The sequence below is a fragment of the Candidatus Methylomirabilota bacterium genome (genome assembly GCA_003104975.1).
In the GTDB taxonomy this organism is placed as follows: Bacteria; Methylomirabilota; Methylomirabilia; order Methylomirabilales; family Methylomirabilaceae; genus Methylomirabilis.
The window spans coordinates 84,504-105,540 of the sequence record PQAM01000001.1 but is presented as its reverse complement, the minus strand read 5'-3'; the positions used below and the strand labels follow the sequence as shown (position 1 = coordinate 105,540).

General features: G+C 59.4%; 19 protein-coding genes. 12 read left to right on the top strand and 7 right to left on the bottom strand.

What is annotated here, in order from left to right; genetic code table 11:
- Positions 1-165: 165 nt before the first annotated feature.
- The 5 genes from C3F12_00515 to C3F12_00495 form a co-directional block, all read right to left on the bottom strand.
- Positions 166-1,026 carry a hypothetical protein gene (locus tag C3F12_00515; GenBank protein ID PWB49017.1) on the bottom strand — a complete coding sequence of 287 codons (861 nt, stop codon included), beginning with the start codon at positions 1,024-1,026 and terminating at the stop codon, positions 166-168.
- Positions 1,027-1,064: 38 nt separating this feature from the next.
- Positions 1,065-1,835 carry a hypothetical protein gene (locus C3F12_00510; protein ID PWB49016.1) on the bottom strand — a complete coding sequence of 257 codons (771 nt, stop codon included), beginning with the start codon at positions 1,833-1,835 and terminating at the stop codon, positions 1,065-1,067.
- Between the two features lie 16 nt (positions 1,836-1,851).
- Positions 1,852-2,289, bottom strand: a complete 438-nt coding sequence (locus tag C3F12_00505; GenBank protein ID PWB49015.1) for a hypothetical protein — start codon at positions 2,287-2,289, stop codon at positions 1,852-1,854.
- A 55-nt stretch (positions 2,290-2,344) separates the two neighbouring features.
- On the bottom strand, positions 2,345-2,770 hold the full coding sequence (locus tag C3F12_00500) for a hypothetical protein (protein PWB49014.1): 426 nt from the start codon (positions 2,768-2,770) through the stop codon (positions 2,345-2,347).
- 284 nt (positions 2,771-3,054) lie between these two features.
- Positions 3,055-5,964 (bottom strand): hypothetical protein, encoded by a 2,910-nt coding sequence (locus C3F12_00495; GenBank protein PWB49013.1) that lies wholly within the window; start codon positions 5,962-5,964, stop codon positions 3,055-3,057.
- A 1,178-nt stretch (positions 5,965-7,142) separates the two neighbouring features.
- Between C3F12_00495 and C3F12_00490 the strand changes: the two genes are divergently transcribed.
- The 12 genes from C3F12_00490 to C3F12_00435 all read left to right on the top strand — a co-directional run bounded on the left by C3F12_00490 (position 7,143) and on the right by C3F12_00435 (position 20,059).
- Complete coding sequence (locus C3F12_00490; protein ID PWB49012.1) at positions 7,143-9,113, top strand: hypothetical protein; 1,971 nt, start codon at positions 7,143-7,145, stop codon at positions 9,111-9,113.
- 196 nt (positions 9,114-9,309) lie between these two features.
- Positions 9,310-12,318 carry a hypothetical protein gene (locus C3F12_00485; GenBank protein ID PWB49011.1) on the top strand — a complete coding sequence of 1,003 codons (3,009 nt, stop codon included), beginning with the start codon at positions 9,310-9,312 and terminating at the stop codon, positions 12,316-12,318.
- Entirely contained in the window at positions 12,315-12,932 is a 618-nt protein-coding gene (locus C3F12_00480; protein ID PWB49010.1) for an RNA polymerase subunit sigma, read from the top strand. Before C3F12_00485 ends, C3F12_00480 begins: the two co-directional genes overlap by 4 nt.
- Positions 12,925-13,629 (top strand): hypothetical protein, encoded by a 705-nt coding sequence (locus C3F12_00475; GenBank protein PWB49009.1) that lies wholly within the window; start codon positions 12,925-12,927, stop codon positions 13,627-13,629. The genes C3F12_00480 and C3F12_00475 overlap by 8 nt, the downstream gene beginning before the upstream one ends.
- A gap of 463 nt (positions 13,630-14,092) precedes the next feature.
- Positions 14,093-14,818: a hypothetical protein gene (locus tag C3F12_00470; GenBank protein PWB49008.1), complete on the top strand. Its 726-nt coding sequence runs from the start codon at positions 14,093-14,095 to the stop codon at positions 14,816-14,818.
- Between the two features lie 365 nt (positions 14,819-15,183).
- Positions 15,184-15,567, top strand: coding sequence for a hypothetical protein (locus C3F12_00465; GenBank protein PWB49007.1), 384 nt, complete (start codon positions 15,184-15,186; stop codon positions 15,565-15,567).
- 107 nt (positions 15,568-15,674) lie between these two features.
- Positions 15,675-16,235, top strand: a complete 561-nt coding sequence (locus tag C3F12_00460; protein ID PWB49006.1) for a hypothetical protein — start codon at positions 15,675-15,677, stop codon at positions 16,233-16,235.
- Positions 16,236-16,248: 13 nt separating this feature from the next.
- Positions 16,249-16,629: a hypothetical protein gene (locus tag C3F12_00455; GenBank protein PWB49005.1), complete on the top strand. Its 381-nt coding sequence runs from the start codon at positions 16,249-16,251 to the stop codon at positions 16,627-16,629.
- Between the two features lie 250 nt (positions 16,630-16,879).
- Entirely contained in the window at positions 16,880-17,251 is a 372-nt protein-coding gene (locus C3F12_00450) for a hypothetical protein (protein ID PWB49004.1), read from the top strand.
- A 79-nt stretch (positions 17,252-17,330) separates the two neighbouring features.
- Positions 17,331-18,101: a hypothetical protein gene (locus tag C3F12_00445; protein ID PWB49003.1), complete on the top strand. Its 771-nt coding sequence runs from the start codon at positions 17,331-17,333 to the stop codon at positions 18,099-18,101.
- 166 nt (positions 18,102-18,267) lie between these two features.
- The gene (locus C3F12_00440) at positions 18,268-18,657 is read left to right on the top strand and encodes a hypothetical protein (GenBank protein PWB49002.1); all 390 of its coding nucleotides are present in this window, start codon (positions 18,268-18,270) and stop codon (positions 18,655-18,657) included.
- A gap of 616 nt (positions 18,658-19,273) precedes the next feature.
- The gene (locus C3F12_00435; GenBank protein PWB49001.1) at positions 19,274-20,059 is read left to right on the top strand and encodes a hypothetical protein; all 786 of its coding nucleotides are present in this window, start codon (positions 19,274-19,276) and stop codon (positions 20,057-20,059) included.
- 287 nt (positions 20,060-20,346) lie between these two features.
- Here the strand turns inward: C3F12_00435 and C3F12_00430 are convergent, their stop codons facing one another.
- Both C3F12_00430 and C3F12_00425 read right to left on the bottom strand, forming a co-directional pair.
- Positions 20,347-20,643: a hypothetical protein gene (locus C3F12_00430; protein ID PWB49000.1), complete on the bottom strand. Its 297-nt coding sequence runs from the start codon at positions 20,641-20,643 to the stop codon at positions 20,347-20,349.
- Between the two features lie 7 nt (positions 20,644-20,650).
- Entirely contained in the window at positions 20,651-20,986 is a 336-nt protein-coding gene (locus C3F12_00425) for a hypothetical protein (GenBank protein PWB48999.1), read from the bottom strand.
- Between the last annotated feature and the right edge of the window lie 51 nt (positions 20,987-21,037).

The window sequence follows — 21,037 nt, the reverse complement described above, 5'->3', positions numbered from 1 at the left end:
ACACAACCTCACAATATGTCAGCTATTATGTACCGTGGTTAAATCGTTGGGCTCTGCAGAGCAATACCGCATGCGCTGATAGCGCGCCCATGAGTATGAAAGTCGACGCCTTATGCCCCTCGCCTCCTTTGGAGGAGAGGGCGAGGGTGAGGAGGGACTTTCCAATCAATTGGAAAACTCTGCGAGTAGCGCTTCAGCGCAGGCATTCGCCGCGTCCTGTAACCTTCCCTTCAAGAGCGCCGCGTCGTGTGCGGTCCACTCGTCTAGGGTATACGATTGCTCGCCGACAAACTGTTTTGGGCCGAATAACAGTGTGGGGTTTTCCTTGATTACCCACGGAACACCGCCTCCAATGGAGTGGCACGTGCCCTGCCACAGAATCTTCGAATCCTCCGACCGCAGAAGCCGGGCAACCTCCGGGCTTTGCGGCGCACCGTGATACTTCGAAGCCTTCAACCGCAGAAGCCTGACTTGAACCGCATATCTGAGACGGTACCGGTCTGCTGAAAATAATGAGGGGAGGCGATCTAAATCCCATGAAGCGGTGAGAAAATCGAACGCCACGACCGAGCCAAAGGACTCGGCGAACTGGTACGGCTCGTTCACGGTGACAGGCTCGCTGATAGGGCGAAGATTGCCGAGCTCCAGCTTCGTGCTTAGTGCATCCACGAATCGCGCTTTGACTGCAAGTACAGGGTCGACAATGGAATACTTTGTCCTGATCTGTTCTCCTTCCCGCAGTGCTTTCGCCTGGAGACGCTCATTGGCCTTTTCGCTGAAGTAGGGCGCAAACAGAACGGTCTGGGCGCCAAATCCCTCCAGAAAATAGGCCCCCGCGTCGCCCATCCAGACCCGGAAAGGCGTCGGCGTCTGATGGTGTATGACCACAATTTCGGGCTGGTCCCGCAACCACGCGACATCTTTTACAGCGAGCGGAATCGGCTTGGCTATCTCAGGTCCCGTCGTCGCGCAGCCCACCGCAACTACGGTGAGAAGTAAGGTGATGAAACGTCCAAGATATCGCATAGCTCTTTCCTTCTTCCACCGACTGCGGCCAATTTGGCTCATGGCACACTCTCTGACTCCCAGCGTGTTCCCATTTCGAAGTGGATGGGCGGAACCGGGAAGTCGGCGCCCGCCTTCTTAATTCCATCAATTGACAAGACGAAACCCTGGTCGGGCGGAGGTGGATTCATGTCGAACTTCAGCGCGAAACAGCTCCTACGTGAGAAGTCAATAGGGCCCGTAGGCTTTTGAAAAGACCCCTCATCGCTCGGCCAGTCATTACCACAATACCAAGCGATATAGTACCTCCAGACTTCGTAGGGCGGCCGAGATGGACCAAGGTATCCCACGGGGCTATAGCTTTTCCCATCATCAGTGCGAAGCGTGACACTTGCAGGATCGAAGGAGAAGACAGGATCCTCAAACAGGCACTCAGGGCAGACGGTGCGAAGGGCGTCACGTGTTCGATCGCAATTATTGTCCCGATCCTTTCTGGGGATCCCTAGACCTCTAGTTGGGCAACGTTTCTTTTCCGGATTGAGATAGAGCTCAACTATGAAGAAGTTGTGAGGGTTATCGGCCACCGAGGTGATGTCGATCGGGAGCGGGATAATGGGCACTACCGGGCCAAAAAGTACGAGACCAGTGCGGTAGTTGCGAGCTTTCACTGCGAGATCCAGCTCGCCCAGGTCAAGAACACCCGCGTCGCTGATTTTTGCAGCGCCATCAGGTACCGTTGCTTGGCTGAACTTCGTACGGGTAACGCCGATACACCCTTGAATAGCCGTTGCGGTACAAACGATGAGTAGAAGATATGTTAACCTTCGCATGGCGCTCGCCTCCTGCTTATTCTTCTTGCTTCTTTTCCAAGGGAATCGGACTACCTTCCGCATCCTGCAGCCTGGCCGATTTGACCGTTTGCTGCGCGTCATAGGTAACGACGGCATTCATCTTGGTTCCGCTGTATGCCGACTCGATCGGGGTGCCGATGAGTTCCCACAATCCTATGCTGAAGAAATCAGCAGCGAGGTGCCACGTGGCCCTGGCAGCCTTGACGCCTCCTGAGTAGCCCTGGACGAATTGGAACACATCGACCTCGGATCCATGAACGTCTTTGCCGCTCCAGGCAGGCTTTCCAAGAACGGCTCCGACGTGAAGCCGTGGCGTCCCCTCGGTCAGCACCGCGAGATCCTTGCGCCCGGGCTGGGTAGCGGCCATGATGATGCTGCACGACGACAGAAGCATACCGGCAACCACCAGTGCGGCGATCCTGGCGATAGACATTACTCATCCCTCCCTGCTCAGGTAACCGATAGATCACCCAGCGGCGTCTTCCTGATTAGCGCGGCTCGTCAGAGGGCGGCTCCTCTTCCCGAGGTGCTTCGATGCCTGTCTGGTGTGCGTCGGAGCCGGATGCCTTGGTCGGGGTCGCGGGCGTTTGCGAGCATTCGTTGGAATTCCAGGCAATTAAAGGGACCGCCACCGGCGCCATGAAGACTGTAAAATACGCGCCAACGGGGAGCGCGAAGGGGATTTCGAAACAGCCGAGAAGATTGCCACTGGCGCAATACGCGATCATGTCCTTTTGGAACCGTAACGGGAGACCGAAATATTCGCGTAGCCGTACCTTCGTGGAGCTCGGGCAGTATGCCTCTGTGTCGATTTGGCCGTTTGGTCGAGCCTGCTGAGTTGTGGCGCACCCCGCAACCGTCAAGATAAGGATTCCCGCATAGACTGTGCGCAGGGCGTGTCGCTTCATGCTCATCTCACCCTCCTTTCGTTTTGCCAGCGCTATCACTGGTCCTGATCGGCAGGACCCGCGTAACGCACGGGGCTCAGCTACTCCCTACTGACTAGTGATGAGCACGAATCCTGCCAATCGGTGAGGCTCCTTTGCTGCATTAGAGAGTGAGGCGTCGGCTTCTGCGTTGGTGCGTAGTTAGGATTTGTGGGGCAAGAGGCCATGGGGGAAGTAGGGTGGCCGTCGCTGATGCACAAGCAGATACAGTGTGAATGAATTTGGATAACGTTTCGGCGAGATGGCGAAGGTCAGCGGTCGGGGAGGATGACGCGCTTCGGGGCCTGTAGGAGCAGGAGGAGGAGGTCGCGTACTGTGTGAGTCAGTGACTCGACCGGGGCAATGGAGATGCTCGGGTCGTCCCAGGGGCCTTTCATGTCGAAGTAGGTGACGGCGAGGCTCTGTTTCTTGGGTAACAGCCGGCCCAGCAGCGGGATTCGCCGGATCCCCTGTTCCAGGACCTGAAGCGGCCTGACCGCCAGGTCCAAATCGACACGCTGGTCGGCCAGCGTCATCTGACCCACCGCCGTCAGCCGCATGACCTCGCTGTCAAGTAGAAGATTGGTTGTGTGCAGTACGCCGTCCTTGACCGTAATGTCTGCGCTGATCCGGCGGTAGGGCATCCGTTCCCTGGTAAGGTCGGGCAGGCGGTACGGCTGGGCCGGCGCCCCAAGCAGGCCAGTGAGCCGCACCAGGGCGGGATAGTGAGAGAGGCTGCCGTCCTGGAGCCGCGTTGAGATCTGACCCTGCAGCGTGGGAATGGTAGGGCGGTTCGGAGTGGTGTCGAACGCTAGGGCGGCACGCGTGGATACGGTACCGGAAACCCAGCGTCGCTCGGGCAGCAGTTGATCATTGATCAAATCGAGGGAGGCGCGATCCACGTTGAACTCCAGCGTGTGATGCCACGATCCTCCTTCGCGCTGCGCCGTTCCTTCCCCCTTCAGTCGGCCTGCAGCCGACGTCCCCTCTGCAACGATGTAACGGACACGATCATTCTCGAATGTTACCTCGCCGGTCTCCACGGAGATCCAGATCGGAATGATCTTCGGCTTGACCTGAACGTGGGTGAGCTCGGCGCGCCCCGTTGCTCGGAACGCACCAGGCTCACCAGTCAGCGAGAGCTGCAGTCGTGGCGCGCCTTGCAGATCATTGACTGCAGGTATCCATGGCCTGATGATGTCGAAAGGGACATGGCCGAAGAGGGAAAGGTCGAGCCGGCCGCCCGGCCTAAGACTCCCCGTCATCGTTACAGAGAGGCCCGAGCCGATTAACTCTAACGAATCGATGCGGAGTGCGTCAGGCTCCAGAACAGCATGCGTCGGCTGCCGTAGGCCGAACGGCGTTGAGCCCGCCATTCCTCGAATAGTGGTAAGTTCGATCCGGCCTGTCAGGTCACCGAGTCCCGGTAATGTTCCGAGGAGCCGGGCGCGGCCGTCGACGCGCGCCGTGAGAGGAAAACGTAGCCGCGCGTGCAGTACCTGAAGCAGCGGTTCCAGATTCAGGTCGGTTGCCGAAATCTCAGCCTCCATCGGACCACTCAGCATTGCGGGTGCGACACCTGTCGCGCGGAGTGTCCGGCTATCGGTAAGCTCCCAGCGCCATCGGTTGTCTTCAAGCCAGAAGCGAATCCGTCCGTTACCGACTTTCATATCATGAAAGACCAGATCCTTGATCGCGAGTTCGCCTTCGACGCGACGATCTGGCCACTGCGCGGCACCTGAGAGCGATATGACGAGCCCACCTCTGCCGCCTCGTTCGGCCAAGGCCCGGATCGAGGCGACGTCCACCTTTGTCGGGAGTATGGCAAACCGATAGCCCCCGCCGACCGCTATAGTACCGGAAGCCTTAAAGGGGATTCCATGATAGCGCCCCGTGAGCGAGGGGATCGCGAGTTCAGTCGCTGTGAGGTTCAGCCTAGCGTCGAGTGCGTCGATTCGTTCGGTTCCGATCCGCACCTGCTGCATGTCGATATCACCCGCTCCATTCAGGTTTGACGCGAGCCCGGTAAACCGGAACTTGGCAACGATCGGTCCAGCGACAGGTGCGTCCGTTCGGAACCACCGGACCGCGTCCTCAAGTAGACCTTGAAGGCCGAGGTTGAGATCGGCCGTCATCGTCTTCAGATCCACGGTTCCATCTGCCGTCAGTCGACTCGCGTTGTGGTGGAGCGACAGACGTTTCACTGTAAGCAGCCCGTTCTGAACCATCGTATCCGTCTGTCCCACAAGGCGTCCGCTGTCGTCCTCAAGCAGAAGGCTTGTCTTGAACGCTTGAAGAGTTGTCTCGGCAACGATCTTCCCCTTGACGGTAAGATCTTTACGCCAAGGGGCCGTGCCGCCAAGTCGCGACGCGAGCGCCCCGGGGTCAAGCTGTCCTGCGACGTTCAATTCTACCTGCGGACGACCAGCACCTGTGCGGACGATGCCCGTCACCGTGAGCGATGAGCCATCCTTCGCCAGACTGAGCCGCTCCACCTGCAGATCGTCGCGGGTCAGGTGCGCGCGTGCTTGCAGTCTGATCTTTTGCACGTTGTAAGTTCCGAAACGGACCGCCATGTCGTCGGTGGCTATTGCGGCCACCGCCTGAGCGGGAGAGGGCCAGTCGAGCCGGCCACGGAGACCATCGATCTGAAGGTTGCGCAGGGGTATGGTGCTCTGATAAGCGATAGCGCCCTGCTCCAGAAAGACCGGGAACCCTTCTGTCCCCCTTTCATCTGAGATCTTGCTGAGACCGGAGACCAACTGTGCAAGGGTCGATGACGATCTAGGACTATCGGTTATCTGCAGTCGGGGACCTTGGACGGTCAGCGAGCCTACCTGGAGCCCACCACGCAGGAGGGTAGTCAGCCGGAACGTCACAAAAGCCCGCTCGATCGTGAGGATCGGCAGATCGATGTTCCGCCCTGCCTGTGCCGGGGTTTCAGCAGACAGATCACCGACCGTGATCTCGCGGAGTTCTACGCTACCTCTGAGAAGTGCTGGCGATGCGCTTTCGATCCGTACGGGAAGGTCCAGATGACGGGTGAGCGTCCGCTCTGCAAACTGGCGGAGCTGTTCTGCAGCCATCCGCGTCTTGAGGTACAGCAGGCCGCCACCCCCCAGCAGCAGGACGACGAGAGCAACGATGAGGAGGATTACCGACCCACGAATTCGCGACATCATCCCTATGTAGCGTCATAAACCGCAACAATAGCCGTCATTCCCGCGAAAGCGGGAATCCAGCAAGGTACTGGATTCCGGAGCCTGCCCCGAACCTGATCCGGGGTCAAGCCCGGAATGATAAACGGTCTAGCGCTTGTGCCGTCCGTGTATAGTTGTCAGTACCAGACGTTGAAGATAGGGCAGCCTTCTGTACAACGTAGGGGCGCTGCTTGCCGCGCCCCTCGTCTGCACTTGCCAAGGTTCACTGACGAAGCATCTCACGATTCTTGCGTCCAATCAAGCGCCGCGGCGCGTTACCGCGCTTATATCTGGAAGGATACCCCCTTGTATCTGTCTCAATACCGAGCGTAAAGGTGGCACGCTCCCTGTCGCGGGTGACGAGTCGGTCCCCAAGCCCTTACTGGGAGCACACTTACAGCAGTCCGAGCTCAGCCGTTCTAAGCGCGCGGCGTGGTGGCACCCCGCGTGCACCATTATGACGCCTGAAAGATCCAGAAACCGGACCGAATCGAGGAGCACGAGTTCGAGGCAAGCGGTGGCATATTCGGAGAGCAGCAGGATGCTCTGCTTTGCGCGATTGAACCTTCACGCCGTCCTGTCCGACAGACAGGGTGAAGCAGCGGTGCTCGCCCGCATCAGCCAGCGTGTCCATGGGAACACAAGCGCTTTCGTCCCCAGCCTCCCTGACTGCTCAACATACGTCACATGGCGTATTGACGTAGGAGCGGCGTGTGCCACAATCAGCGCAGTGTGGTGGGGACGCTTGAGCCAGGGTAGGCAAACGGGCGTGGGGTAGCACGTACAACGAAGCCTGACTTTTTGTTTGTATTCCTGATTTGAACTTGTCATAGGCCGGGAAATGTGATTTAAAGGAGCAATTTGTTTCCTTGCCATTGGGAATCCGGTCGTACGCCAGGGTGCAGGGGCATACGGCCTGGTAAACTTTAGAGGACTATGGCCGGACTATCGAAGGGTTGGATCATGGTTGCTATCGCCGCCTGTGTGTTGCGGTCACCCTTGGTGCTTGCCCAGACGCCCTCGACCGCACCCTCTGAACCTGAGTCGTCTCTCTCTCTCTCTCTCTCTCATCTCGTGAGACCGCCCCAGCGGCATTAGGCCAGTCGTCCAACCCTGTCCTGCAATTACCCTCAGCGGATTCTCCAACTGTATCAGCTCCATTGCGTCCGCCGGTAGACAAACTGCGTTTCTCTCCCGCTCCCGATTCAGTCGTCATCGGTCGTCGTCCCCTCATCGAGGTTACCCTTCCGCCTGATCTGCCTACACAAGACGCGGCGGTGATCGCCGTCGATGGGATGGATGTCACGAGCCAGGTGGCGCGTCGGCCGGGCCGGCTCACTTATCGGCCGGCGTCGGGCCTGGCGCCCGGCCCGCACATGGTAACTCTCACCTTCCCGGACCCAACCTCTGGGGAGGGCGAGCCGATCCAGTGGTCATTTACTGTTCGGGACTACTCGGCGCTGGAGGAGGGGAGCCTGGATGTGGAGGGCTCCCTGACCTATGAGCAGGCGGTCAGACGGGTTCAGGGAACGGATCCGCACTGGAATCTTTCCGGCAATGTCAAGATCGCGGGCCGGGCCTCCGAGCGTGGTGTCGTTGCGACCTTGGACGGTAACCTCCGCTACATCGACGCGGAGGGACCCGGTCCTCCTGGTCCCGGTCAGACGCCGCGGAATAACTTCGACCTGGCCGACTTCCTGTTCACCCTTAGTAAAGACCCTCACAAGCTTCAGTTGGGGGACGTCCAGGTGGCGGAGAGCTTTCTGTCCACGGGTTCAACGTTTCCAAGACGGGGCGGCCTGCTGTCGATGGAGCTGTTGGGGGCTGAGTTTCACTTGTTCCAGGTTCGGAGCAACGCGATCGTCGGGTTCGACCATGGTCTGGGAATCGGCGATCCCGACCGGCGGGTCCAAGGTCTGTCGTTAGCTCGGGACCTGCTGCCTGAGAAGGCGCTCCGTATGAAGGTAACGCTGCTGGACGGCGAGAACGCCGCGCCCCAGGCATTTAACACCGGCTCGGCCGAAGGCGGCCAGCGCGGTGATCTGCTGAGCGTACTGGCCAGTTCGAGCCTTTTCGGACAAAAGCTACGTGGCGAGGGCGAGGTAGCGTTCAGCCGCTTCGATGCCAACACGGCCGACGAGTTCGGACGGCGGGGCGATTCGGGGGTGCGGGTAAGAGTGGATGGCACCCTGTGGGAACGACTCAACCTCGGCGCCGAATACCAGCGGATCGGGCTGAACTTTCAGAGCATTGCCAATCCGTTTTTTGTCCGCGACCGGGAGGGGGTCACCGTGTCGGCCAATACCCAGTGGGGGCCAACCCTGTACACTGTCGGCTTCTCCCAAGCTCACGACAACGTTCGTGACGATCCGCTCCTGCCCCGCATCAGGCAGCGGGCTTATAGCGCTTCTTGGGGTCTTCAGGTTCCAGACTACCCCTCCCTGGGCCTCAACTACAACCGGTCTGAGCAGGCGAGCACGCGAGAGCCGGTGGGCTTCGACAGGCTCGACACCATCACCGATCTGTTCGGCGCGGGGCTCGCCTATAGCCAGCCCACATGGAGCGCCAATCTGAACGGGAGCTACTCCATCCAGGACAACCATAATGGGATCTCTCCCCCGGACACGACTACCTGGAACGCCACGACGGGGCTGTCGTACAGGCCGACGCAGAGACTGAACCTTGCGCCGTCGTTCGGCTTTACGCGAAGCCGCGATCGCGTGGCCGATGTCACGATCAGTACCTACCTGCCGACGCTCACGGCCAATGTCGCGCTGATTCCCGACCTGCTGACCTTCGATACGCAGGCCTCATTTACGCGGACGGTAGCCGATGACGATTCGACCCGGACGAATTCATTTACGGGTATCTTCCGCCTCTCACTGAGTCTGGAGCAGTTCCTCCTCAACTACGGGAAGCAGACCGTCTCGCTGCGGTTCGATTACAACCGATTCGACGACCAGATCAACGCCTTGAACAGCCAGGAGCAGTGGGGGGTGTTCGTGATCATCGACCTACTTGCCCCTCTCCCGCTCTTGCCGCCAGTCTGGGGCGATCTCTTCGGACCGAAGAGCGTGGGCCGCCTCCCGGATGTCCAGACGGCCTTCGGGTTTAGGCCTGGGGGGTACTAAGTGCTTATGACCATAAATAGGGTGACGTTCATTCCTGCCCCCTCTCCCTGGATGGGAGAGGGTGGGGGTGAGGGTGTAAAGAGGCGATGGTGCCGAGCCGTCCCCCTCACCCTAACCCTCTCCCGCAGTGGGGAGAGGGGATGGAAAAGTTGGTTCGAAATAATACGTCACCGTAACTCCGAAAGGTGGCACTAAGATGAGACGCCGAGCCACAATCCTCATGCTTATGGTGTTGGCTTCGCTGGCGATGTCGAGCCCTGCCTGGGCGGCGCTGTCGGTGACGGCGTCGCCAATGTCTGTCGTCGTGGGGCAACCAGTCTCTGTCACGGTCAGCTCCTCCGGCTGTAGTGCGGGACTCATTACGGTCAATTTCGGCGACGCCACATCGACAACCGTCCCGTCAAACACTACGACGACCGTGAGCCATGCGTATCTTGCCGCCGGAAGCTTCAGTATAATCGCTAGCGCCGCTGGTGGCTCAGCCGCCTTCTGTACGCCTGCCACTGCCGTTGGGCCGACGATCGTCGTCAGCTTGCCTGGCGCGGTCACGTCGCTTTCCGCTATCCCCTCGACCGTCGTAGTCGGCCAGCCGGTCACTTTCACCGTCAACGGCACCGGGGCCTGCGGCAGCCTCACGCTCACCTTCGGCGACGCGACCTCGACCACTCTGAGCGGATCATTCCCGCTGACGGCCAGCCACACCTACAGCAGCGCGGGGACTTTCACGGCCACCGCAACCGGCACGTCGAGCTGCACCGGCTCGGCCAGCACGGTGGTGACCGTGACGGCGGCCCCTGGCACCATCACCTCGCTCAGTGCCACCCCTGCTTCCACCCTGGTTGGCCAGCCGGTCGCCTTCACCGTCTCCGGCACCGGCGCCTGCGGCAGTCTGACGCTCACCTTCGGCGACGCGACCTCGACCACTCTGAGCGGATCATTCCCGTTGACGACCAGTCATACCTACAGCAGCGCGGGGACTTTCACGGCCACCGCAACCGGCACGTCGAGCTGCACCGGCAGCGCGAGCGCTGTCGAAACCATCAACCCCCTATCGCCCTTCTCAGTGGCGGTTTCTGTGAACACCAGCCCCTCGCCGGCCCAGGTGAGCCTTATCCAGTCGGTTCCTATCGCGATCACCTACACCTTCACCGCGAACATTCAAACCACCTTCACGCTGACCTCACCATTGGGAACATTTGTTGCCGACAGTGGCGGGACGCTCGGAACAGGCGGTGGCGGACTGTCCGTGACCATCGTTGGTGGTCGCGGGGTCGTGACGGAGACCCTCACTGTCCCGCAAGTAGTCGCGGAACGGTCGCTTCGCGGCGGGTCGCCGACTTTCACTTTTCAGCGTCTCTTTTCCGGCGGCAACACCGCTGTCACGGCAACCGTCCCGATGCGGGTGGTCTCTTCGGCGGCCGGGCCCTTCTCGCTCCGCCGCGTCGAGCTGCGGTTTGACAACGGCCGTGGCGAGATTACCGTGCCCAAAAACTTCGAGCACCTGAAGGCGATCGCCTTCGTCGAGTTCAATGGGTCGGGACTGCTGGAGGCCGCATGGGAGGTGGACGGTCGGACGCTGACGATCATCAGGAAGTTTCTGACGTTCGGCGACCTGGTCACGCTCACCACGCCGGATGTCCCGCCGCTGCCCACCTTCGAGCCTGGGCCGCATCAGGTTACCTTCCGGATCACGAGTCCACCCGCCACCTTTGAGATCCCCCCCATCACCTACTTTGTCACTGCCGCCTCCAAGGCAGCCGAGGCCATCGAACTGATCGCGCCGGCCGACAAGGCCCGACTGCCACAACCGGGCGCAGCCTTCGAATGGAAGGGGGTGGCCGAAGTGGCGCAGTACCGGCTCGATGTCAGTGAAGAGGAGGCGGATACGCCTCTCTTCTCCGCCCTGGTTAAAGAGACGCGCTACAGTATGCCGCCCGTCTATGAGCGGAACCTCGTGATCGGCAAACGCTACCGATGGCAGGTCAATGGGCTTGATGTTGACGGTAACATTGTGGCGGCCAGCTCGAGCCGCATATTCACGTGGAGCCCTGACCCGCCCATAGGGACCTTCGTGCCCCGACAGGTCCTGGCCGCTCTGAAGGCGGGCCCGACCGATGTCGTGGTCAAAATTGTCAATGACCTGGCGCGGCGTTATGCCGTCCATCCGCTCCGCACCTTTGAGCTGAAATCGATCGACGTCGCGATCGTCGTCTTTGAGATCAGCGGCCCGGGGAGCGTGGGCAGCCTGATCTTTGCCCTGCAGGCCGATCCTCGCGTGCTCTTTGCCCAGCCCAACTACCTGAGCCCAACGGCGGCGGTCCACACCGATCCGCTGGCCTCGCTGCAGTACGGGCCTCGGGCCATTCGCGCCGATCAGGTCCACGGTCGCGCCACCGGTCGAGGGATTCGTGTCGCGGTCGTCGATACCGGAATCGACGCGCGACACCCCGATCTGCGCGATCGGATTGTCAGGCGGGTCAACTTCGTCCCGGGAGAGGAGTTTATCGAGGAAGAGACACATGGGACGCTGGTTGCCGGCGTGATCGCCGCGAGGGCCGACAATGCGATCGGGATTTACGGTGTCGCGCCCGAGGTGGGGCTCCTGGCGGTCCGCGCCTGTCGAGCGGCAGCGAAAGATCGTCCGGAAGGGGTGTGCACCTCCGAAGGCATCGCCAGAGGGATCGATGATGCCCTGATGAATGATGCCAGGGTCATCAACCTCAGCCTGGGCGGCCCGGCAGATCTGCTGTTGCCTCGACTGGTCGATCGTGCGGCGAAGCTTGGGACTGTCGTCGTCGCCGCCGCCGGAAACGCCGGGCCAACCGGACGCGCACCGTACCCCGCCGCCCTCCCCACCGTGATCGCCGTGACCGCCGTCAATGCAAGAGACGGGTTGTATCCTCAGGCGACCAGGGGTGATTTCATCGATCTGGCGGCGCCTGGCGTAGAGGTGATGACCACGATGCCAGGAGCGCAGTTCGGTGTGCACTCAGGCACCTCGCTGGCGGCCGCCCACGTGAGCGGGGTGGTAGCCTTGCTGCTTCAGGTCTCACCGCGCCTCTCTCCGGAAGAGGTGCAGCGCGTCCTTGAAGAGACCGCTGAGGACCTTGGGGCCGCCGGCAAGGATCGCCTGTACGGTAGCGGCCGGGTCGATGCGTGCCGCGCAGTCTGCCGATTTGTTGGATCTTCCTTGGTTTGCAGATGAGCCGTAGCGAGGAGTGTAGTGAACCTTTTTGCGTGATCCCGCTACATATGGATAAGAAGGACGAAGGCGCCATCCTGGCCCACATCGCGGCGGGAAGCCGAGAGGCGTTTGATCTTCTATACCGGCGGTACGAGCGAAGGGTGTATGGGTATCTTCTCAGTCTTGTGAGAATGCCGGCCGTCGCCGAGGAGTTAATGTGTGAAACGATGCTCGAGGTGTGGCGTGGGGCTGCTCGGTTTCGCGGGGACTCGAGGGTCTCGACCTGGCTCCTCGGGATTGCCCGGTATAAGGCCCTGAGTGCCCTGCGCGCACGCCCCCCTTCGTCCGATTCGATTGGGGATGAGGTTCCGGAGATCCAGACGTTCGAGGACGGTCCGTTGGAGCAGGTGCATAAAGGTGAACAGATCGAACTGGTCCAGAAGGCGCTCCAGACCCTGTCGGTGGAGCACCGGGAGGTGCTGGAGCTCGCCTTCTATCACGAGCTGCATTACCAGGAGATCGCGGAACTGGTGGGCTGTCCCGTCAATACCGTAAAGACCAGGGTATTCTACGCCAAGCAACAACTGAAGCGCAGATTAGCGCAGCTCGGCGTTAAAGGGGAACAGGATGGGTGAGTCTGAGCTGAAAGAGGGGATGGATCATGAGATCGCCCTGCTCCTGCCCTGGTATCTGAACGGGACTTTGGCGGAGGGGGAGCAGCGCCAGGTCAAAGATCACGTGAGTCACTGCGCGGCCTGCCGGCAAGAGCTGAAGGAGCTGAGACAGCTCAAAGGGTGGATACAGGCGTCTCACGCGACCGCCCCCACGCCCTCCGCCGACCTGTTCGCAAGGGTCGTGGCCCGCATCGAGGCGACGGATTCCACAGCGCAGTCCACACAAAACGTCAAGGCTTCAATTGAACCTGGCTTGGGCGAACGCCTCATCGCCCGGCTGCATGCGCTGTTTGCCCCCCGATGGGCGCCCATCCTTGCCACCGCCGTGATCGTCCTCCAACTGGCAGCCATCGTAGGCCTTCTCAGTCTCCGCGTCCAGGGACGCCAGGAGCAGTTTGGGACGCTCAGCGGGCCGACGATGAAGCCCTCCGGAGCGGCAGCCAGGCTACGGTTTCGCGTGGCCTTCCAGGAGCGCGCCCCTGAACACGCGGTTCGCGCCCTCCTTCAGGCCATCGGCGGCCGGATCATCGACGGGCCGTCGGCAGCCGGGTTCTATATTGTCGAGGTTGGATCTTCGGCGGGCGACCTGGAAAAGGTCCTCGACACCTTACGATCGCGCTCAGACCTCATCCGGTTCGTAGAGCGGATCAAGCCATGAACCTTCCGACCCGTGCCGCGACATACCCAGTAACCGAAACTGAACCACAGACCGTAAACGCCGTAACTGAAAAGGAGGAAACGCGATGACACGTCATGGATTTATTACGATGGGGCTTCGCCCAACACGCTCTACGGGCATGCGATTATCGACGGTGGCCTTACTGTTCGGTACGGCCTTAGTGTTGGTCTCCGTCCATGACGTGCATGCTCGAACCAAAGACGGCTTTAGCAGGGAGCAGGACGACCCCCTCCTTCAAAGATGTTGGGAGGGAAAGCCCAATAAGGACGGTCAGTGCCCCAGTAAACGCCAAGGGGCTAAAAGAGCCTCGAAACCAAGTTCACGCACTTCCAGTCTTTCGATGGATCCAGATCCCGCTCAGCCTGACAAAGCCAAGCGGTGAACCGACCCTGGTTCGATACCTGCGAAGGAATAAAGAATTGTCGCTTCCAGAGGAGGGTACATGATGGAAGAGCAGCGCACAACCGCATATTCCCAGAAAGTATCCGCCAAACGCTACAGGTCCAAGAGACGCCTCGCAAAAGCCTTGCTATTTAGTACAGCCTTTACGCTAATATTTTCTGATTACGCGTTTGCAATACGCCGAGACCTTTGTCTGTTAAATGGCTTTATCTGGGTTACTGAGAACGGCTTAGAGTTTTGTTGTCTTACTGGAAGCGACGGCGTGGTCGTCTGTGACCTTCCAGTTGACCCGGCGGCGCAAGCTCCTCCCGCTGCACCACACGACCCAGCCCAACCCACGGCTACTCCAGCCCCACCCCAGCCAGGCCCTCTGAAGCCCCTCACGCCCGGAATCACCAAGACGCCGCCTCTTACCCCGAGAAAAGCTGACCTGGTGGCTTTTCCGCCATCGTCAGGTTCCTTCTGCCGCAGTTTCGGCGGCAAAATAAAGTTGCAGGTTAACCTGAAGAATCAGGGGCTTGTCGCTGCGCCACCACGGACGACCGCTGTACTCTTTAGTACTACGTCTGGCACAAAAACCGACACCGGTCTAGGCGATGACTTTAGTGATTTGTTGCCAGGCCAAGCAGTGTCGCGCATTTTCGAGATACCTGCGGGCTGCTTTAAGCCCGATTGCAGTTTCACCGTCATCACAGATTTCGAGAACAAGGTTGACGAAGGCAAAGGGGAGACGAATAACAAAGTCGATGGCAAGTGTATTGGCTAAAGGAACAGGACCCGACCTCATCCGATTTGTAGAGCGGATCAAGCGATGAACCTTCCGACCCGTGTGAGCGACATACCGGGTAACTGAAACTGAACGACAGGCCATAAACAGGGTAACTGAAAAGGAGGAAAGCAATGACACAGCGAGGACTTGTTACGATGGGGATTCGTCCAACACGCTTTGGGAGCAGGCGATTATTGGCGGCCGCTTTGCTATCGAGCATGGCCTTGGTGGTCGTATCTTCTCATGACGCCCAAGCTGGGCCGCCCCCAATACCAATTAAACCCCCGCAAGAGTCTCAAAAATCCCTCACCCCAGAAGTGAAAACGCCCGCTGAAGTCACGAAGCCACCGGTTCCTGGCGGGATGAAGCCCTGCGCCGATCTCGCCGCCCAGCGGATTGATTTCGGCATCGTGTCGAAGACCAGCCAGTTTAAGGGTCGCGTGCGGATCACCGGTGTGGTCAAGAATATAAGCCCCGTCGCTTACTCGGGCACGCTGACCCTCAACCTATTTCAAAAAAGTCAGCGCGTTGCAAGCCAGGAGTTCCCTCATCTCAATTTCGCTCCGGGCCAGGAGGTGACCGTAGCCTATGAGCGGGATTGGAATGCCTCCTCGTCTTCCGAGGGGGAGTTCCCCCCGAGCTATATGCTGCGGCTATATCGTCATATCAAATCCGACCCTGAGTGTAATCCCGCCAACAATCAGCTGGAGCGCAGTGGTTCCGGTATCAATGACCTGTTCAAGTAAAAGGCGAATCGATCCATGTCTCATGAGAGACTTGACACGCGAACACGCGCGACGTGCATTCGATGGGATCAACGGATCTTACGCTGTCGCCAGAGGAGGATCACGTCATGAAGAAAAGCCGTTGGGTTGTTGCAGTGGGGATGGCGGTGTTGACCGCGGCAGGATTAGCGTGGGCGCAGGGGCCGGTGGTTCAGAAGGTTCCTCCTGGACCGGGGCCGAAGGTACCCCAAATGCCACCACTCAAACTCAGATCCGATCTCGCCGCCCAGCGGATCGATTTCACCGTCGTCTCGCGATCAGGGGAGACGGAAGGGCGCGTAAGGGTGACCGGCGTCGTGAAGAGCGTAGGGCCAGGCTCTTATGAAACGAAACCCCGAGGGGACGTTTATCTTCTCGAAGGTCCAAGGATCGTCGCGCACCAGGTCTTGAGAGATCTTGCCCAGGGCCAGGAGATGGCACTGGTTTATGAACTGACTATCGATGGTGATTACGGAGGGGACTGGGAGTTCCCTCCGACTTACAAGCTGCGGATAAACTACGACGTGGACTCTAAGGGAGACGGCAACCCTGCCAACGACCGACTGGAACGCAGCGGCCACGATCTGCTTGCTATTTTCACAAGAGCGCCATACATAAAACCCCGACCTGTTACCGACCTTGCGAAATGAGGAGGACCGACCTATGTCTTACCGGAGGTTATATGCAATCCTGTTCGGGCTGTTCCTGATGAGCTTGGCGGTAGGCGCATCTGTCGCCATGGCTGGAGAAACCGAGCTGATGCTCATTGGACCGAACTCGAATGTGGCACAAAAGGCCAAGATCGTTGGAAACACACTGATGCTGCTGGGTCAGAACGGGAAGTGGGCCACTGCCCCAGAGGGCACCTATCGAGCCATGGATGGGGGCAGCAAGGAGATCATCGTCCAGCGAGGTGTTATCGTGCCAGGTATTGTGAGCCCCGAGAATGCTCCCGTCCCGATGCGCAGGGAGAAGAACGTCCCACCCCCGAAGGAAGGGACCGCCGGGGATGCCCTTCGAAGAGGTATGCAACAGGCCCGATGAGTGGGCTCTGACCAACGCGCCTGTGGCGCGGCGTCAGACGGGCTCGGCGTGACCATAAAGAATGGTGTTGGAAAGGGAAGCAACCATGCACGCAAGGCGGCAACCGCTACTCTTAACAGCGCTCTGCTTAGTCACACTCGCAATCCTCAGTGTGACTGGCCAGGTGATTGCTGGCGAAGATGTTCTGCCTGCACCTCTGCGGAAATCTTCCAAGCCGTCCACGTCCAAGCCGTCCACGTCCGGAGTGAAAGTGCAACCTCACCCTGGATTTCAGGTTGGAAAGCCTGATCTGGTCCCGATTACAAACCCGACAGGATCAGGACTGTGCGCCAAAGATTCCAGCGGGAATCTGGTGCTCTACGTCAAGAATCAGGGGGCTGTCGCGACCCCAGCGAAGATGACGGCGGCCACCGTTCGCTTTCCCAAGGCGGGGAAAACGGAGCTGCCCCGCATACACGGAGGGATCCCACCGGGTGCAATTGTCCCGCTACCGGCGATCGAGATCCCGGCAGCCGCCTGTGGGCCCGATTGCGTGTTCACCGTGTTTGTTGATGCTCCGCCGCAGATCGAAGAATCGAACGAACTGAACAACTTCGCTGTGGGCGTGTGTATCGTCGATTAGAGAGGAAGGCGGCCGCAATGCGCGATCGCCCAGAAGCTACACACGGGGCCGGGCAACCTCCGGCTCCTAACAGGAGGAGATGATGCGAAAAATCGGAGTGCTGGTAGCAGGCGTCACTGGACTGTGGCTTGGCTGGGCCCTGCCTGCAGACGCGACGCATACCACGAAACACGGCTGTTCCGCCGATTCGGTGCGGTCGGGTACCCTCTGTATGGACAAGTACGAGGCCAGTATCTGGCAGACGACGAATACGTCCGTGATCAAGAAGATCAGAAAGGGTAATGTCGCCCTGGCCGACCTCACCGCAGCAGGCGCGACCCAACTCGGGCTGGCGTCAGGAGACCTCGCTGCTGCCGGTTGCCAGGAGACCGGCAGCGGTTGCATGGATATCTATGCTGTCTCGATCCCCGGTGTCACGCCATCCCAATTCGTTACATGGTTCCAGGCTGCCGCTGCCGCGAGAAACTCCTACAAGCGCCTGCCGACCAACGCTGAGTGGCAGGCCGCAGCGCTCGGGACGCCGGACGGTGCGCCCTGTATCGTAAGCGCGGGTGGTCCCGGCCCAACGGGCACCCCGAGTTGTCTCTCCAACGTGGGAGCGTTCGACATGGTGGGGAACGTGGCGGAGTGGGTAGCCGACTGGGTGCCGCGCAGTACGACCTGTGTTCCCTCTTTGCTTGGGAGTTTTGATTCAAACTGCCTGGCAGGGGCGAGCACCACGACGGGCCCTGGTGCGTTGATTCGCGGCGGCCGCTGGGACGATTTGTCGGATGCCGGCGTCTTTTCTGTGTTCGGCGACGTCACTCCGGCGGTCGCGCCCCCGGGGGTCGGATTCCGGTGTGCACGGTAGTGCTTAATTACATTACCGGTAGCGTCATTCCCGCAGTCCTGAAGCGGGAATCCATTGATGTTACTGGATACCCGCTTGCGCGGGTATGACGGCCATTGTTGCGGTTTACGTCGCTACATATAGAACCCACAGGTCGCTGAGCGCGACCGGAAAGGAGGAACGATCCATGTCTCACTGGACCTTACGCTCAACTCTGCTTGGGGTGTCCCTGATGGGCTTTGCACTGGGAGCACCCGTCGCGATGGCTGGGGATACCGAACTGATGCTCACCGGCCCCAATTCAAAGGTCGCCCAGAAGGCAAAGATCTCGGGTAGTACCTTGATGTTGCTTGGCCAGAATGGGAAGTGGGTGCCGGCTCCAAATGCAACTTATGCAACCGCCGATGGGAAGAAGATCATCGTTGTGAACGGCGCAATCGTCAGCAGTGGAATGTTTCCACATGTTGACCCTACCGGCGGCGCGCAGCAACGGAAAAAGGACGCTTCCGATCCAAAGGAAGGAACGTCCGGCGGCACACTTCGAAGAGCCCTTGATGACCCATCCAAGAATAAGTAGCAAGAAGTATCGTGAACGTGAGTGCCGATCTGACTCGGCACGTAGGAGGTGAGCATGATGTACCGTCAATATGTGGTAGTCGGTTTGATGACTCTTACGGTACTGAGCATGGCACCAGGAGCAGCCTTGGCTGGAACAGAACTGAAGGTGCTTGGTGCGAAGGCTGTCGGTATCATTGACATGAATCAGCCGATCAAAAGCAACACCGTCGAAGTCACGCTTGGCTATTCAACGTCTAACTCAGCCCATATCTCAGCGACAGTCGAGTCGCCATACCAAGGGAGCGCCCCTAAAGTTGACGTGACCAAGGGTAATGGGCAGGCCAGGGTGCCGGTTCAGATCCAGTGCGATCGCAAGGTCCCGGCGCTGGGATCGAGGCGTGTCCAGATGTCATTTACCCTATACGGTCAAACGTCTCTGCCCACAGGGTCAAGCAGCATCCCTCTCGCAAAGACAGACTATTCGATCCCATATAATTCACTCTGTGGTGTTGGTGCAAGGGCAGGGATTGGAACCTCACCTTCATCACCCATGCCCTCGCCAGCAGGGCGTCCCCTGCCGCTCGCGCCAGGGGTGAAGCCCTGAATGATCCGCGACCGAGCAGGAGGAAAGAGCAATGCGGGCTAAATCCTTCACCATCGCGATTGCGGCTGTTTCGGTAGTCACCCTGGGAGCCATGACCAGCGCTGTCGCGATTGGCCTGGCTCCCGCACCGCCGACGGATTTCACCCTCCAAAGCACGGTGACCGGGCAGGCGGGCCGATCGATCACGGTTCGATGGCGAGATGCCTCGACGAACGAGGGAGGATTTGCGATTGAGCGACGGGTGAAGCTGCCCCAACAAAACTGGCAGGTCGTCCATCAAGTGATTCGAGCATGGGTCCCAGGGAGCACCCAGAATCCAAGCGCCGGTACCGGACAGCTTTTCGTCTGGAGGGATGAGGGCGTCGCAGCCGGTGTGGAGTATTGCTACCGCATCAAGGTGCTGAGCACAAGCGGCGACGCAGCCACACCGGAACGGTGTCTCAAAACGGATCCGGGTCTCGCCGACCTGACAGTCCTCGCGGGATCGATCTATAAAGGCCATGGCGATGCCTATGGTGATTCCTCGTACGTGACGATCAAACTCAAAAATGTCGGTATGGTCTTTGCGAGAGACTTTTACGTTCGGATAACAGGCCACCTGCCCAGCAGAACCGAGGTGAAGATCGATATTCCTGTCGATCAATTGAACGCCGGCACCGAGCGGGAGTTGAAGCAGTTTCTTGATATTGGTGATGTTAAGAATGTCGCGAACTGCTGTACGTTTCGGGTCCACGTCAATCCTGGTCGCCAGGTCAGAGAATCGAACTACATGAACAATCAACTGTTTCTGACCACTGAGGACCCGTCTGGGCCGTAACCGGCTTTGTAGACGAGAAAAGAGGATAGCGGAACAGAATAGGCTGGATCGACGTGGCAGAAGATGACCCTCGAAGGTGGCGCCAAAGGCGGGACGGACCGCGACGCGAAGTGGAACATCTGGATCGAGGTGGCGACATCGTGGGATTGTTGACCGAAATGTCAAGAGGAACGCTGTATTGTGTGCGCCCTAGAATAAGCGCTCTTGCCTTTGGCGCGATCACAGCGCGCCGGCACACGGTGACCTGACGGCCTGTGGGTAGGTGCCGGTCAGGGATAGCGGGGCTTTCACGGATGGGGCGTGATCGCAATGACGATGATCTCACCCCGCTTTGTGCCGTAGTGCCAGAAGATTCGGTAGGCGGCCGGCGTCTTACTCTCGGCGTAGGCTGCAAAGACCTTTTCACCGTGCGCACCCTTCAGGCTTGTGTATTCGTGGGTGTTAAGACTCGGATGGTGCAGGTTGGTTTCCATGAGGCCGAGGGTCTTTCGTACGGCTTTCAGGCGCTTTTCTAGACCGTCTCGCTCAAGTGCCTCTAATTGCCGACATGCGGTGAGGGTGAATGTCAGCGTGAATTGAGGCACGCTTAACCTAATCGATTTCGTCTTTGGCGTGCTTAGCGAAAGAGCCGATCTTTCGTGCCTTACCGCGTCCGGCTTCTGCTATGCCTCGGCGCACGCTCTCCAGTGCAGCTTTGTTTGTATAAAGCCAGGCTTCATGGAGGGGAACGGTAACTTCTGGGGAGAGCAGGATCTGGCCCGCCTTGTTGCAAGCGATCTTGAAGCGCAGCCTTTCCACGTCCTCGCCGATGACGGCTTGCAGGGCTTCTATGGCTTTCGTGAGAGCGATGCGCTTCTTGCTGTCCAAGGTGCCCTTTCCAACGGCGGTGAAATGTTCATCCAACAACGCTTCATTGACTGATGTCATTGCTCGACCTCTCTTTAGCCCTGGTTAGAAAATCCCCCGAACCCGAACCCT

What these genes read in the sequence shown, in the direction of transcription:
- C3F12_00515 (PWB49017.1), bottom strand. Translation starts at nt 1,026, where the DNA reads ATGCGATATCTTGGACGTTTCATCACCTTACTTCTCACCGTAGTTGCG.
- C3F12_00510 (PWB49016.1), bottom strand. Translation starts at nt 1,835, where the DNA reads ATGCGAAGGTTAACATATCTTCTACTCATCGTTTGTACCGCAACGGCT.
- C3F12_00505 (PWB49015.1), bottom strand. Translation starts at nt 2,289, where the DNA reads ATGTCTATCGCCAGGATCGCCGCACTGGTGGTTGCCGGTATGCTTCTG.
- C3F12_00500 (PWB49014.1), bottom strand. Translation starts at nt 2,770, where the DNA reads ATGAGCATGAAGCGACACGCCCTGCGCACAGTCTATGCGGGAATCCTT.
- C3F12_00495 (PWB49013.1), bottom strand. Translation starts at nt 5,964, where the DNA reads ATGATGTCGCGAATTCGTGGGTCGGTAATCCTCCTCATCGTTGCTCTC.
- C3F12_00485 (PWB49011.1), top strand. Translation starts at nt 9,310, where the DNA reads ATGAGACGCCGAGCCACAATCCTCATGCTTATGGTGTTGGCTTCGCTG.
- C3F12_00480 (PWB49010.1), top strand. Translation starts at nt 12,315, where the DNA reads ATGAGCCGTAGCGAGGAGTGTAGTGAACCTTTTTGCGTGATCCCGCTA.
- C3F12_00475 (PWB49009.1), top strand. Translation starts at nt 12,925, where the DNA reads ATGGGTGAGTCTGAGCTGAAAGAGGGGATGGATCATGAGATCGCCCTG.
- C3F12_00470 (PWB49008.1), top strand. Translation starts at nt 14,093, where the DNA reads ATGATGGAAGAGCAGCGCACAACCGCATATTCCCAGAAAGTATCCGCC.
- C3F12_00465 (PWB49007.1), top strand. Translation starts at nt 15,184, where the DNA reads ATGAAGCCCTGCGCCGATCTCGCCGCCCAGCGGATTGATTTCGGCATC.
- C3F12_00460 (PWB49006.1), top strand. Translation starts at nt 15,675, where the DNA reads ATGAAGAAAAGCCGTTGGGTTGTTGCAGTGGGGATGGCGGTGTTGACC.
- C3F12_00455 (PWB49005.1), top strand. Translation starts at nt 16,249, where the DNA reads ATGTCTTACCGGAGGTTATATGCAATCCTGTTCGGGCTGTTCCTGATG.
- C3F12_00445 (PWB49003.1), top strand. Translation starts at nt 17,331, where the DNA reads ATGATGCGAAAAATCGGAGTGCTGGTAGCAGGCGTCACTGGACTGTGG.
- C3F12_00440 (PWB49002.1), top strand. Translation starts at nt 18,268, where the DNA reads ATGTCTCACTGGACCTTACGCTCAACTCTGCTTGGGGTGTCCCTGATG.
- C3F12_00435 (PWB49001.1), top strand. Translation starts at nt 19,274, where the DNA reads ATGCGGGCTAAATCCTTCACCATCGCGATTGCGGCTGTTTCGGTAGTC.
- C3F12_00425 (PWB48999.1), bottom strand. Translation starts at nt 20,986, where the DNA reads ATGACATCAGTCAATGAAGCGTTGTTGGATGAACATTTCACCGCCGTT.